General features: G+C 67.4%; 10 protein-coding genes. 5 read left to right on the top strand and 5 right to left on the bottom strand.

The window, feature by feature from the left end; all coding sequences use genetic code 11:
• Positions 1-81: 81 nt before the first annotated feature.
• The 4 genes from HLAC_RS01090 to HLAC_RS01075 form a co-directional block, all read right to left on the bottom strand.
• Complete coding sequence (locus tag HLAC_RS01090; RefSeq protein WP_012659465.1) at positions 82-312, bottom strand: DUF7860 family protein; 231 nt, start codon at positions 310-312, stop codon at positions 82-84.
• Positions 313-395: 83 nt separating this feature from the next.
• Positions 396-2,390: a type II secretion system F family protein gene (locus HLAC_RS01085; RefSeq protein WP_012659464.1), complete on the bottom strand. Its 1,995-nt coding sequence runs from the start codon at positions 2,388-2,390 to the stop codon at positions 396-398.
• Entirely contained in the window at positions 2,387-4,690 is a 2,304-nt protein-coding gene (locus HLAC_RS01080) for a type II/IV secretion system ATPase subunit (RefSeq protein WP_012659463.1), read from the bottom strand. The genes HLAC_RS01085 and HLAC_RS01080 overlap by 4 nt, the downstream gene beginning before the upstream one ends.
• A 193-nt stretch (positions 4,691-4,883) precedes the next feature.
• On the bottom strand, positions 4,884-6,149 hold the full coding sequence (locus HLAC_RS01075) for a dicarboxylate/amino acid:cation symporter (protein WP_012659462.1): 1,266 nt from the start codon (positions 6,147-6,149) through the stop codon (positions 4,884-4,886).
• A gap of 414 nt (positions 6,150-6,563) precedes the next feature.
• Here HLAC_RS01075 and HLAC_RS01070 point away from each other — a divergent pair, with 414 nt between their 5' ends.
• From HLAC_RS01070 to HLAC_RS01055, 4 genes are all read left to right on the top strand, one after another.
• Positions 6,564-7,604, top strand: a complete 1,041-nt coding sequence (locus HLAC_RS01070; RefSeq protein ID WP_012659461.1) for a zinc-dependent alcohol dehydrogenase family protein — start codon at positions 6,564-6,566, stop codon at positions 7,602-7,604.
• 522 nt (positions 7,605-8,126) lie between these two features.
• The gene (locus HLAC_RS01065; protein WP_012659460.1) at positions 8,127-8,321 is read left to right on the top strand and encodes a hypothetical protein; all 195 of its coding nucleotides are present in this window, start codon (positions 8,127-8,129) and stop codon (positions 8,319-8,321) included.
• A 229-nt stretch (positions 8,322-8,550) separates the two neighbouring features.
• Entirely contained in the window at positions 8,551-9,462 is a 912-nt protein-coding gene (locus tag HLAC_RS01060; RefSeq protein WP_012659459.1) for an HpcH/HpaI aldolase/citrate lyase family protein, read from the top strand.
• Between the two features lie 392 nt (positions 9,463-9,854).
• The gene (locus tag HLAC_RS01055) at positions 9,855-10,103 is read left to right on the top strand and encodes a DUF4242 domain-containing protein (RefSeq protein WP_141104764.1); all 249 of its coding nucleotides are present in this window, start codon (positions 9,855-9,857) and stop codon (positions 10,101-10,103) included.
• A 204-nt stretch (positions 10,104-10,307) separates the two neighbouring features.
• Here HLAC_RS01055 and HLAC_RS01050 read toward each other — a convergent pair whose 3' ends face one another.
• Positions 10,308-10,676: a VOC family protein gene (locus HLAC_RS01050; protein ID WP_012659457.1), complete on the bottom strand. Its 369-nt coding sequence runs from the start codon at positions 10,674-10,676 to the stop codon at positions 10,308-10,310.
• A gap of 112 nt (positions 10,677-10,788) precedes the next feature.
• Here HLAC_RS01050 and HLAC_RS01045 point away from each other — a divergent pair, with 112 nt between their 5' ends.
• The gene (locus tag HLAC_RS01045) at positions 10,789-13,887 is read left to right on the top strand and encodes an FAD-binding and (Fe-S)-binding domain-containing protein (RefSeq protein WP_012659456.1); all 3,099 of its coding nucleotides are present in this window, start codon (positions 10,789-10,791) and stop codon (positions 13,885-13,887) included.
• The last annotated feature ends 105 nt before the right edge of the window (positions 13,888-13,992 follow it).

Here is a 13,992-nt window from a genome sequence, read left to right as displayed (position 1 = left end):
GGCCCCGATCGGGCAGATTTCTGTCCCGGTCGATCACGTCGGGTGCCCGTCCAGGTCCGCGAGACGGAATTTGACCCGCGTCTACTCGGTGAGCGGGAGGAAGATCCCGAAGACGAACGGAGTGACGAGGGCGATCGCGGTACCGAGGAACTCCAGATCGAGGAGGAGCCGCTCCTCCCAGCCGGGCACCTGCGTCCCCGTCATGTGGATATACGCCTCGCCGACGGCCCCGATCAGGAACAGTCCGAGCCCGAAGAGGACACCGCGTTTGGTGATCTTCGGATAGTCTATATTGCCGTAACGACCAGCCATAGACGACGATTTTTCTGAGATATGATAAGGATTGCTGTTGAATGAATCCCACGGCGGTATCGAAGCGGGTGCAAAGCCCCCGCTCACACCAGCCCGCCCGCGGTGAACACCGCGTAGCAGATCGCCACGAGCAGCCCGGAGTGGAACAGCGCCGCGTAGCGTCCGCGGGAGGCGGTGCCGGCGAACCAGCCCGAGGCGAGCATCGTCGCCTGCGTGACGACGTACAGCCGGAAGCGCTCCAGCTCCGGAAGCACCGTCTCCGGCTCGGCCACGAAATCGGTTGCCCCGGCGAGGTCGGCGAGGTGCGCGGCGTCGATCACCTGCGTGTTGACGACGGCGACGACCGCCGCGACCAGCGCGGCCGCCGCCCAGCCGACCGCGACGTAGGGGTGCATCGACGAGCGGAGCGCGCGCTGCTCGCTGTAGAGCCGGCCGACCTCGATCCGAAGCGTCTCGAAGACGGCGTCGGCGTCGCTCCCGGCGTTTAAGGCGTCGGTGACGAGCCCGAGTGTCCCCTCGGCCAGCGGCGTTCCGACGCGCTGGACAAACCGATCGATCGCGGCCGCGCGGACGCCGGGCGACTGTGCCGACGCACCCGTACTCCCCGTGTCTCTCGCACGCTCCGTACTCCCCGCACCCCCCGTCGCGGTCGTCGACCGGAGCGCGAACGCGAGGTCGGCCACGTCGTCGTCGAGCACGCCGAGGTCCACGTCGCGCGCGACCGCCTCGACCGCCGCGGGGAACGGCCGCCCCTGCGCGACGTGTCCCGAGACGGCGTGGACGAAGTCCGCCAGCTCGCGGTCCTTCGCGTCGTCGATCCGGGTGCGTCTCCCCGCGACGGCGCCGACGGGAACCGCGAACGCCGCGTACGAGAGCAGCGCGACGTTGACGAGAGTGTACCCCGCGAACGCGAGCCCGACCGCGAGCAGCGCCGCGGGCGGCGCGCAGACGACCGCGGCGCTCGACGGATTGCGCCCGGCCGAGGCGAGGATTTTGCGGGGGAACGCCGGCAAGTCGTAGCTCGCGCGCTGGTTCGGCGGGCGGAGCGTGCCGACCGCGACCGCACCGACGAGGCCGATAGCAACGAGAAAGACGACGGCGCCGTAGAGGACGACCGCCCGCGTCGGCACCACGCCGACCGGCGTGTCGACCGGCGGGAGCAGCTCGGGGACGACGACCGTGAGCGCGGTCGCCGCGATGACGAGCAGCGCCGGCAACACCAACACGACGACGAACAGTTCGGTGAGAAGCTCCAGGAATCGCCGGGCGCGCTTGCGGGCCCGGTCCTGCCGGTGCGCGAGCATCCGGCTCTCCGTCCGGAGGTACTCCGCGAGCGCCGCGTCGCCAGTCGCCGCGTGCTTGCGGAACTTCAGGAGGAACGGCGCGAGCAGCTCTCGCGAGGGCGTGTCGCGGGCGACCCGACGCAGTCCCTCGTCGAGGCTCCCGGCGAGTCGCGCGGCGTTGAGCGCCTTCCGTAGCGAGGTGGCGGTCCCGCCGTACGCGTCGTTCGCGGCGGCCTTCTCGACCATTTTCCGGGGGCCGTCGCTCCCGGCCGCGAGTAGTTCGAGGTAGCGGACCGCGGGCGGGAGGGTCCGCTCGATGTCGGTCCGGCGCGTCGCCGTGAGCCACCGGAGGTGGAGCCCACCGAGCCGCACCGTTGCGCGCTTCGCGAGGAACCCGGTGAGGCCGGCGGCGACGACGGCAACGCGCTCGGGCGACAGCGACCCGATCGGGACCGGCGAACGCGCGCCGATCCAGGCGTCGGCCGCCGCGAGTAACCCCGGCACGGTCGACGCGGCGACAAGCAGCGCCGGGACGATGACGGCAACGCAGACGAGCCACGAGAGCCCGTACACCCGCGCCAAATGCGTCTCGAACCCCGTGTCGAGCGCAGTCCCACGGTACCGCTTCCGGTCGGCGTCGTGCCGGCGGTCGCTCGCGTGGCGTGCGAACAGAGCGTACAGCACGCGGTCGACCACCGAGGAGCCGCTGGTCCGCGTGAACCCGTCGGCCTCGGCCGCGTCGAGGGCGCGGCCGCCTCCCGCGGCGTCGGCTCCTCTCTGTGGCTCCCCGCTCATGATCGTCCCTCCCCGCCCATCGTGCGGGCGGCGCGCTCGACGGTCGCCGCCTCGTCGGTCCGGAGGTCCGCGAGGAACTCGAACAGCGCGTCGAAGTCGTCGACTCCCTCACGGACGAGGTACTCGACGTATCGGCGCTTCGACGCGAACTCCGATTCGACGGCGTCGACATCGCGGTCGGTATGGTCGGCGATGCGAGCGAGCGCGTGAAGGCGGCGCCCCTCACGGGACGCGGTCGGCGCGTCGCTCTCGGGAGCACCCGGGAACCGGAACTCGCCGTCGGCGTCGCGCCACGCGACCGTGTTGTAGTACACCGCCTCCGTCCCCTTGTCGACGACGCCGGCGCCGCCGTGTTTGGGGTTGCCCGTCGGGCTGCGTGTCGCCTCTGGGTCGAGCGCCTCGTACTCCGCCTCGGAGAGCAGTTCGACCGCCCGCGAGACGTAGCGCTCGCCGTCGACCTGCCGCGGGAAGACGACGAGGTCGACCTCGCGGAGGAGGTAGGCGGGGAGCCCGCGCTCGATCACGCGGTTGACGAGTGCCTCCACGTCCTCGGCGTGAGTAGTGCCGATCACGCCATGCCCCGTATTCAGCGTCTCGGCGAACGTCTCGAAGCTCGCGGGCGTGTTGATCTCGGCGATCACCTCAACGTCGGGGTTCAAGTAATTCGCCTCGGCCATCAGCTCCGACATGCTCACGGCCTTGTACGCGTCCTCGTGGTCGCGCGTCGTGAGCGACACCCCGGTCTCGTGCGGGAGCCGGACCTCGCGAGACCCCTCGTCGATCGACACCGGCCGGTCGTCGAACGGGATGAAGGGGGTGTGAGCGTTGAGCAGGGTCGTTTTCCCCACGCCGGTCGGCCCGGCGAAGAGGACGACCCCGCGGTGCTCGTACAGCAGCCACAGCAGGGTGACCAGATCGGGAGAGAGCGTCCCCCGGTCGATCAGATCGACGGGCGTCAGGGCGTCCGCGCTCTGCTTGCGGATCGAGACGTGGGGGCCGCCCTCCGAGATGACCGGTAACGCCACCGCACACCGGATCGTCTCGTCGACCCCGTCGACGTCGAGGTTCACCTTCGCGGACGGCGTCGACGCGTTGAGCTCGGTCCCGTCGCGGGCCGCCAGCCCGGTGACGACGTTGACGAACGTCGATTCGTCGTCGAACGCGAGGTTCGTCGGGACGCGTCGTCCGGCGTCTCTGGAATTCTCGTCCCCAGCGCCCGCTCCCTGCAGGATCGAGGTCCGCGGAACCACCTTCACGCGCTCGCCGACGCGGTTGGCCTCCACGTCCTCCAAGTTCGGGTCGCGGATCGGGACCGTTAAGATTCCTTCGCCGACGAAGTCGCGGAGCACGTAGTACGCCAGATCGTCGAGGCGATCGTGGGCGTACCGCGAGTCGACCGGCGGGACCGCGAGCCCGCGGTCGGCCAGCGCGGAGCGGGCTCGGTGGGCGGCCGCGCCGAGCCACGCCCGGGTGTTGCGCGCGGTGAGCCGCCGCGAGAGGAACCGCCGAGCGTGCTCGGCGACGAACGCCTCGCGGTCGTCGACGACGCCGTTGACGGTGGTCTCCCAGATGCGCTGTTTGCACTCCTCGATCAGCGCCTCGTCGCCGGGGAGGAGGTCGGGCTCGCGGACGGCGTACTTCGTCTCGAACGCGTCGGAGCCGAGCAAGCGCTCGCGGGCGACGACCACCTCGACGGAGAGCCCGGCGAAGCCGACCGCGTACCGGGCGAGCCGCTCGGCGGCGACGCGCTCGACGTACTCCGCGTCGGCGTCGATACCGGTCTCCAAGGGCGCGAACGTCTCGGTGTGGACGACCAGTTCGCGCTCGTCGCCCACGTCGGCCACCTCGATCCGGCCGTCTAAGGCGAGGGGCGTCACGTCGCCGAGGAGCCGGAGGTCGCGCAAGGCGTGGTAGTCGATCCGGCGGCGCGCCGCCCGACTCGCGTCGAGCAGCCGGTCGAGCGCCCGCTCGTACTTCGGCTCGAATCCCGACTCGGCCCGCTCGATCACGCCGACCCGCGTGAGCGGTCGCCGGTGTCGCACCCCGGAGAAGTGGTCGCGGACGCGGTCGAGCGCGCGATCGTCGGCCCCCGACAGCGGCGGCTCGCGCACGTCGTACCCGAACCGGCCGCCGTCGCGCTCGCGGACCGTGGCGACGACCCCCGGCTCCGATTCGTACTGCGCGCGCACGTCCGGCGCGTACCACGCCTCGGGGTCGTCCGGCGGCACCGGCGCCGGGACCGCGCCGCCCGGATCGTCGTCGTCCTCGTCGACGATCCGGAGGGTCGGCCCGTCGCTCACGGCTCGGTCCCCCGCGTCGGGCGGTTCGTCGCGGCGTCGGCGTCACGGCTGCGTGTCATCGTGCGATCGGCGGGTGGCCGGTGGGCCGATTTAAGGGTTATTTTCTGTCAGCAATAGATAATTTCAGCGTTCAAAAACATTCGCGCAAATAGTCGGGTTCGGACCGTCACACGCATCTCCGACACCGATCGCCCTATCTGGCCCACACGCCGTCGCCGAAGTCGACGGCGTCGTTCCACTTGCCGACCACGGTCGCGACCGCCAGGTCGCCGGTGACGTTGTTCATCGTCGCGATGCGCCCGAGGATGGGGTCGACGCCGGCGACGAAGCCGACGACCGCCAGCGGGAGGCCGACCTGACTCAATACGACGGTCAACATGACGAGTCCGGCGCCCGGGACGCCGGCGGTCCCGATGCTGATCAGCACGGCGACGACCAACACGAGGAACTGCTCGGTGAGCGCGAGCGGCTGTCCCACGGCGTTGGCCGCGAACATCACGGTGATCGCCTGTCGAATCGCGGCGCCGTCCATGTTGGCGGTGGCGCCGACGGGGAGCGCGAACGAGTACACCCGCTCTTCGATCCGGAGATCCTCTTCGGCGTTCGTCATCGTCACGGGGAGCGTCCCGCTGGACGAGCGCGTCGCGAAGGCGGTGAGCATCGCGTCTTTTGCGCCCCTAAGGAACGCGACCGGGGAGACGCCGGCGACCACGCGCATGAGTACGAACAGGTACGTGAACGCGATGTGGACGACGACCGCGACGCCGACCGCCAGCACGAGCGCGCCGAGCGAGGAGAACACGCCGACGCCCTCGGTGCCGATCCCGACCGCCATGAGGGCGAACACGCCGATGACCCCGTACTCCAACACGCCGCGGACGACCACGAACATCGCCTCGGCTCCGATCTTGAACGCCCCGAACACGCCGTCGACGCGGCCCGCGAGTTCCGGTTTCTGCGCCCGGACGTAGGTGAGCGCGATACCGAACACGATCACGAAAAAGACCGTCGCGAGCAGGTTCCCCTCGGCCATCGCGGCCACCGGGTTGTTCGGGACGATTCCAAGGACGACCTCGGTCAGCGACGGCGGCGCCTGCGACTGCGCCTCACCGCCCGTGAACTCCACGCCGCGACCCGGGCGCAGCAGGTTCGCGACCGCGAGCCCGATCAGCCCGGCGAACGTCGTCGTCACGGCGTAGAGCCCGACCGTCGCCCCGCCGATGCGCCCGAGCTTCGCCGGCGAGAGCTGTCTGATCCCGGTGAGCAGCGTGAAGACGATGATCGGGACGGCGAGCATGTTGAGCAGGCGCAAAAAGAGGTCACCGAACGGTTTGACGACGGTCATCCGCTCACCGAAGACCGCGCCAGCGAGCGATCCGAGGAGGAACGCGACCGCGATGCGGTAGATGAGCGGTACCGATCGATACCGACGCCACAGCGATCCGATGAAACTGGCCATATCGACAGGTGTGAATCCGCGGGGGAAACGCCTCCGTTACGGACGACAGTTGAAGCGACCTGTGACGCCGTATTCGGCGAAAATCACCCGCACCCATCGGCGTGGGTCGGGTTGCTAGACAGCGGGAGTTCAGCAGAAGCGCGAGCGGCCACGACAGCGGCGATCGAAGAAATTGTTCGTTTCACTTCGAGAACGGTTCGGTGAAGAAACAACGAGTCACAGATACCGGCAAATATGGAGTCGATCGCGCTCAACCTTGACGAGATGCGACCGGACCTCGATCGGTGTTCGGCACCGAGTATCCACTCACCGGGACCGATTCGTTGAGCGGATACCGAGCCGCGAACCGTTACTTCTGGTGGCGGCGACCCGAAACGACGCCGTGCTTTTGTGCGTTCGAGCCGCACTGACGGTATGCGCGCTGCCATTTTCAACGGCCCCGGAGACATCGGCGTCGAAGAGCGTCCGCGCCCCGAGATCGAGGCCCCGACCGACGCGATCGTCCGCGTGACCCACACCGCGATCTGCGGCTCGGACCTGTGGTTCTACCGCGGCGACAGCGACCGCGACGAGGGCTCGCCGGTCGGCCACGAGCCGATGGGGATCGTCGAGGAAGTCGGCAACGAGGTCACCTCGGTCGCGCCCGGAGACCGCGTGCTCGCGCCCTTCGCCATCTCCTGTGGCGAGTGCGAGTTCTGCCGCAAGGGACTCCATACCTCCTGCGAGAACGGGGACTCGTGGGGCGGCGACAACGGCGGCGGGCAGGGCGAGTACGTTCGATCGACTCACGCCGACGGCACCCTCGTTCGAGTCCCCGATCGGTTTGCCGACGACGAGGAGACGCTCCGGTCACTGCTCCCGCTGACCGACGTGATGGGAACCGGTCACCACGCGGCCGTCAATGCGGGCGTCGAGGCGGGTTCGACCGTGGTCGTGATCGGCGACGGCGCAGTCGGCCTCTGCGGCGTGCTCGCGGCCCGCCGACTCGGCGCCGAGCGGATCATCGCGGTGGGCCACCACGAGGACCGACTCGAACTCGCCGAGGAGTTCGGCGCCACGGAGACCGTCTCGGAGCGCGGCGAGGCCGCCGTCGAACGGATCCAAGAGCTCACCCACGGCGGGCCGAACCACGTGATGGAGTGCGTCGGCGCCGCAAGCGCGATGAACACCGCCATCGACGTGGTCCGGCCAGGCGGCACGATCGGCTACGTCGGCGTCCCCTACGGCGTCGAGGAGGAGGGCCTCAACGTGTTCGGAATGTTCGGCGACAACGTCACACTTGCAGGCGGCGTCGCGCCCGTCCGCGCGTACGCTGAGGAACTGATGGCGGACGTACTGCAGGGCACCCTCGACCCCGCGCCGGTCTTCACCGAGACGGTCGGCCTTGACGAGGTCGACGAGGGGTACCGCATGATGGACGAGCGCGAGGCGATCAAGGTGCTTGTGAAGCTCTGAAACCCCCGAATCAGCCACCTTCTCCACGATATCTGCGGAATACGTATTAGTGAACACTCATTGTTAATAGTTATCATCTCCCATCATTACACCGAGGCGCACTCTGTCGAGGCGCTCCAAGAGCGCCACCGATCCGAGGAGGCGGACGCACGGCTCGAGGGGACCCCGACGCCGACGCCGTCGACGACCCGGCGGGTGAGCCCGAAGAGCGCGAACCTCCGGCCGAACCGCGCACCCCGGCCGACGACTGACGCGGCCGGGTCGACTCCGCCCCGAACCCCGACGATTTCTCGCGGTCGACGTCACGGTGAGCGCTGAATCCGTACCCCGAGGTACACCGGTTTAAACCGCGTTTCAGGCTGGGCCTGAAGATGTTTCAACACTCAGAAACGACGGTTCTGGCGGCGAAATACTACCCCGATGTCGCTCTTTCGTTGGACCATCTCCACGGCGGAGTACTGCAAGCATGCACACGCTTACCGACGCTTCACGGAAGACGGGACAGCGATAGGTGATCAATAGATGACACAATCGCGGTTCCGTACCGCCTTCTTCGCTGCGATCATGGCGCTTCCCACAGTCGCGTCGACGGAGGCGGCCGGTGCCGCTCCGATCGAGGAGCCCAACCTCTTCTCGTTGACGACGCTCGGCGCGGTGATCGGGGCGTTCCTAATCGCGTTGCTGATCGTGGCTGCAGTCCGACACGCCGACCGCTGAGGCGATGTCGCACGCTTATCGCGCAGATCGCTGAGACGGTACGGCCCGCCCCGTTGTAAGCGCCGCGCAATCGCGAGCCGCGACCGCTGAGAGCGCAAGGCACCGAGCCCGCGCGGCCAATCCACTCGCTCCCGCCCTCGTTCTATAGTTACTCGCCTCCGAATCAGAGAAAATACCCCCGGCTAAGGTAGCTTTATTTTCATGGACAAGTGTGATAGACTCGCTATATATGACAGACGTTACCCTTCGTCGGACGCAGCTTGCAACGCCAGCGAGCGACGAGAAGATGATGCACTCGGCAGCCGACAGCGACGCCGATGAGGTGTTCCTCGATCTCGAAGACTCCGTGGCACCGAACGCGAAGCCGGACGCGCGCGCGCCCCTGATCAAGGCGGCCCGCGAGGAGGACTGGAGCGACAAGGTCCTCAGCTTCCGGATGAACGGGATCGACACGAAGTGGTGGTACGACGACCTGATCACGGTCGTCGGCGAGGCGGGCGAGTTCATCGACGACATCATCGTTCCGAAGGTGAAGTCCGCCAGCGACGTGCACACGGTCGAGAACCTGCTCGCGCAGGTCGAAGAGAACAACGGGCTGGAGGTCGGGGGCATCGGCCTCGAACCCCAGATCGAAGACGGCGAGGGGATCCACAACGTTCACGATATCGCCCACGCCTCTGATCGACTCTCGTCGATCATCTTCGGACCGGGCGACTACTCCGCGGCGATGGGCACGCCCGGACTCGACATCGGCCAGTTCCCGGAGTACCCGGGCCACTACTGGCACCACGCCCTCTCCGAGTGTAACTCCGCGGCGAAGTCGGCCGGGGTGCCGTGTCTCGACGGCCCGTACGCCGACATCGAGGATTCCGACGGCTTCCGCGAGTCCGCCGAAAACGCCAACATGATCGGCTGTGACGGCAAGTGGGCGATCCATCCGTCGCAGATCGAGATCGGCAACGAAGTGTTCGCACCGGACCCGGAGACCGCCGAGCGCGCCAAGCGCATCGTCGACGCCTACGCCGAGGCGATGGAGGAGGGCAAGGGCGCCGTGAGCGTCGACGGGCAGATGGTCGACGAGGCGACCAACAAGATGGCCCAAGACATCGTTGAGACGGCCGAGGCGGCCGGGATCCTCTAAGGTCGCGTTCGACTTCGGCTCGTTCGCCCCCGATATACCGACTTTTTGGCGTCGCTCGCGTCTCGGAGCGGCAGTACTCTGAACGGCAGCGCGCATGACGGCAGACTCCCACCGTTTGATTTCGGTACCATGCTAGAACGGCAGTCGGTAGACCAAGCGTGCGTCTTGATCACCGAGGGTTCTACCAGATCAAGGAGCTGGTTCGTTAGTCGTGCGGGATACACAGCGCATACCTTGCGGCCGGATCGCAAGGGAAGGTTGATGTTTACTCGATACCGATTGCAGAGTCTCCGACCATCCTACACGGACGTCCCGTCACCCTAATAATTGCGTCGTACCGTTAAGTGGCCCTCAATAACTAACCGTGGGTATCTCCCGTATCGATGTGCACCATGCCACTCTATATGGACGTTCATAGGGACGTCGATGCAAGCGTTGAGGAGGTTGTAGAAGCTCACAAAAAGGATCTCGAAACCCAGGAGAAACACGGCGTGAAATACTTGAATTACTGGGTGGACGATGACGAGGGGGCCGTCTTTTGCCTCTTCGAGGGCCCCAGCAAAGAAGCGGGCGAGAAGGTCCACAAAGAGGCCCACGGTCTCGCTGCAGACGAGATCTTCGAAGTCGAACAGGGCGAGTGAATCTGGCCCACCGAGGCACCTATTTTTGACGACTCGCAAGATTTACTCTCGATACCCCGCAGAGTGTTCTTGGCAAATAACGAGTAGTTCAATATATCGGTACGTGAGTCCCTTGTACCGACCGATCGATGACTCTCACAGATGTGTGAGCTTTTCTGTGGCGTTCCGTCGATATTAAACTCGCTCGCTGGTTGTCGGCTCCCTTTATAACGGCTCGATCAGTTCGACCGCGTGGCCGTCGGGGTCCTTCACGAACGCGGTGCGCGCGCCGGCCTCCGGTTGGTCGCCCGGCTCCTTCACGACGCCGTGGTGGTCGATCGCCTCGAACGCCGCGTCGACGTCGTCGACGCCGACGGCGACGTGGTCGTAGCGGTCGCCGTCGTCGCTCGGCTCCTCGCCGTCGGTGTCGGACAGCTGGAACTCGACGCCGGCGTCGTCGGCGACGTACACGTTGCGCGTGTCGCCGTCGGCGGTCGTAAACTCCCAAGAGCGCTCGAAGCCGAGTTGGTCGACGTACCAGTCCGCGGTGCGGTCGGCGTCGGCCACGTTGAGACACGTGTGGAGTATCTCCATGCCTCGCGGTGTCACGGCGGGGTAATAAATCCCGGCAAGCGGGCAACTCGTGGCCGCCCGTGAGACTGTCATTAACAAAGGTTTTATTCGCCTTTCTCCCCCGAGTATTAGCATGGCAAGCGAGCCCACGCGAGGAGATAACACGCCCGGCTTGGATACGTCGGCGGCCGCGCTCGGTCACGAGCGACCGGACGTGCCGGCCTATCGAGCGCTCGCGGAGGATCTCCGCGAGCGCGTCGACGGCGAGGTTCAGTTCGACGAGTACGCGCAGGTGCTGTACGCCACCGACGGCAGTATTTATCAGGCGCGACCGGCCGGCGTCGTGACGCCGCGCTCGGTCGCGGACGTGCAGGCAACGATGCGTGTCGCGGCCGACCACGGGGTTCCCGTCATCCCGCGGGGTGCGGGCTCCTCGCTCGGGGGACAGACCGTCGGGCCAGGGTGTGTCGTGCTCGACTTCTCGACGCACATGGACGAGATTCAGGAGGTCCGGCCCGACGATCGTCGAGCGGTGGTCCAGCCCGGAGTCGTCCAGGACCAGCTCGACGACCGACTGACCGAGGACGGCTTGAAGTTCGCGCCCGACCCGGCCTCCTCGGCGCGGGCGACCGTCGTTGGCGGCATCGGCAACAACTCCACCGGTGCGCACTCGGTGCGGTACGGGATCACCGACGCGTACACGGAGGAGTTGCAGGTCGTCCTCGCGGACGGCTCGCTGATCCACACCCGCGAGGTCGTCCTCGACTCGCCGGAGTACGAGGAGATCGTCTCGAAGAACGATCGGGAGGCCGCTCTCTACGAGACCACCCGAAAGCTCGTCGAGGAGAACGAAGCCGAGATCGACGAGAAGTACCCGAACCTCAAGCGCTCCGTCTCCGGGTACAATCTCCACAAGGTCATCTACGAGAACGACGACGGCGAGGACGTGATCAACCTCTCGAAGCTGTTCGTCGGCGCCGAGGGGACGCTCGGAACGATCGTCGAGGCCGAGGTGTCGCTCGTCAGCCGCCCCGAGGAGACGGCGCTCGCGCTGTACACCTTCGACTCGCTGGTCGACGCGATGAAGGCGGTCCCGGAAGCCTTGGAGTTCCCGGTGAGCGCGGTCGAGCTGATGGACGACGAGGTGTTCGACCTCGCTGCGGGCTCTCAGGAGTTCGCGCAGTACGCCGAGCCGATTCCGGACCGCGCTACCGCGGCGCTCATGCTGGAGTGGGACTCGGAGCTCGTCGACGACTTCGAGGCGGCGATCGCCGACACGAACGCCCACTTCGTCGAGGAAGGCGACGCCTTCGACGTGCTGGAGGCGTACACTCCCGAGGACCAAGAAGACCTCTGGAAGCTCCGGAAGGCGGCCATCCCGCTACTGATGAGCATGCAGGGCGACCCGAAACCGTACCCGTTCATCGAAGACGCGACGGTGCCGCCCGAGGAACTCGCGGAGTACGTCGGGCAGTTCGAGGAGGTGCTCACCGACCACGACACCTCGGCCGCCTACTTCGCGCACGCCGGCAGCGGCACCCTTCACATTCGACCCATCCTCTCGCTGAAAGAGGAGGAAGGCGTCGAGAAGATGCACTCCATCTCCGAGGACGTCACCGACCTCGTCTTGGAACACCACGGCGCCTTCTCGGGCGAGCACGGCGACGGGCTCGCCCGCACCGAGTTCAACCCGAAGATGTACGGCGAGGCGCTCTGGAGCGCGTTCCAGGAGCTCAAATCGACGTTCGATTCCGAGTGGCGGATGAACCCGGGGAAGGTCGTCTACGTCGACGGCGAGACCGCCGACGAGCGCGGCTACCCCGACACCGCCGCTGACACGGACATGCGCGAGAACCTCCGGTACGGTCCTGCCTATCAGTCGATCGAGCCGCAGACGACGCTGGACTTCTCAGAGGAGGGCGGGTTCTCCCATCTCGTCGAGCTGTGTAACGGCTGTGGCACCTGCCGGGAAGTCGACTCCGGCGTGATGTGTCCGACCTACCGCGCCTCCGAGGAGGAGATCCAAGCGACCCGCGGCCGGGCGAACATGCTTCGGGCCGCCATCAGCGGCGAGCTCGACGACGACGAGATCCATTCCGACCGGTTCCAAGAGGAGGTGCTCGGACTCTGCGTCGGCTGTAAGGGCTGTAAGAGCGACTGCCCGACCGGCGTCGACCTCGCGAAGCTCAAAGCCGAGGTGAAACACGAGCACCACGAGGAGGAGGGCTCCGGGCTCCGCGAGCGGATCTTCCGGGACATCGACCGCTTCTCAGCGATCGGGAGCGCGCTCGCACCGGTGTCGAACGCGGCGACGAAGATTCCCGGCGCTCGCGCGGTGATGGACGCGGTCGCGGGGATCGCCCCGGACCGCGAGCTGCCGACGTTCCGCTCCGAGAGCTTCGAGGAGTGGTTCGCGTCCCGCGGCGGATCGACGATCGACCCCGCCGAGGCGGTCGACACGGTCGCGCTGTTCCCCGACACGTACACCAACTACAGCTACCCGGCGGCGGGCAAGGCCGCCGTCGAGGTGCTTGAGGCGGCCGGCGTCCGCGTGGAAGTACCGGACGATCTGGCGCCCTCGGGCCGGGCGGCGTTCTCGACCGGCTTCCTCAACGACGCCCGCGAGCGCGCGGCAACCAACGTGGCGGCGCTCGCGCCCCGCGTCCGCGACGGGCAGTCAGTCGTCTTCGTCGAGCCCTCGGACGCGGTGATGTTCCAGGATGAGTACCTCGATCTCCTCGACGGCGACGATGTTGAGGCGGTGTCGGCCGCCGCGTACGGCGTCTTAGAGTACCTCGACGCCGGCCGCGTCGACGAGCAGTTGGCGTTCGATGCGCCTGCGGAGTCGCTCACGTATCACGGCCACTGCAACCAGAAGGCGACGAACAAGGACCACCACGCGGTCGGGGTACTCCGCCGGGCCGGCTACGACGTGGACCCGCTCGACTCCTCGTGTTGCGGGATGGCCGGCTCGTTCGGCTACGAGTCGGAACACTACGACATCTCGAAGGCGATCGGCCGGATCCTCTTCGATCAGGTCGAGGAGAGCGGCGGCGAGACGGTGACCGCGCCGGGCGCCTCCTGCCGCTCGCAGCTGGGAGACCGTGACGGCGCGGAGAACCCACCGCACCCGATCGAGAAGGTCGCCGAGGCGGTGACCGGGGCCGCATCCGACGCCGTCGCCGACGCGGGCGCCGCCGAGGCCGCGAGCCCGTCGCCCGCCGACGACTGAGGCAGCGTCGCGGCGCTCGCGACGCTCTTACTGATCGGGTTTGAATGTGTCCGGCGACAGCACCGCTCTCGGATCGCGATCGGCGGCGATAAAAAGGCCGCACCG

It is taken from the genome of Halorubrum lacusprofundi ATCC 49239 (assembly GCF_000022205.1).
GTDB lineage: Archaea > Halobacteriota > Halobacteria > Halobacteriales > Haloferacaceae > Halorubrum > Halorubrum lacusprofundi.
The sequence above is the reverse complement of the archived record's forward strand: the minus strand, read 5'-3'. Positions and strand labels throughout refer to the sequence as shown.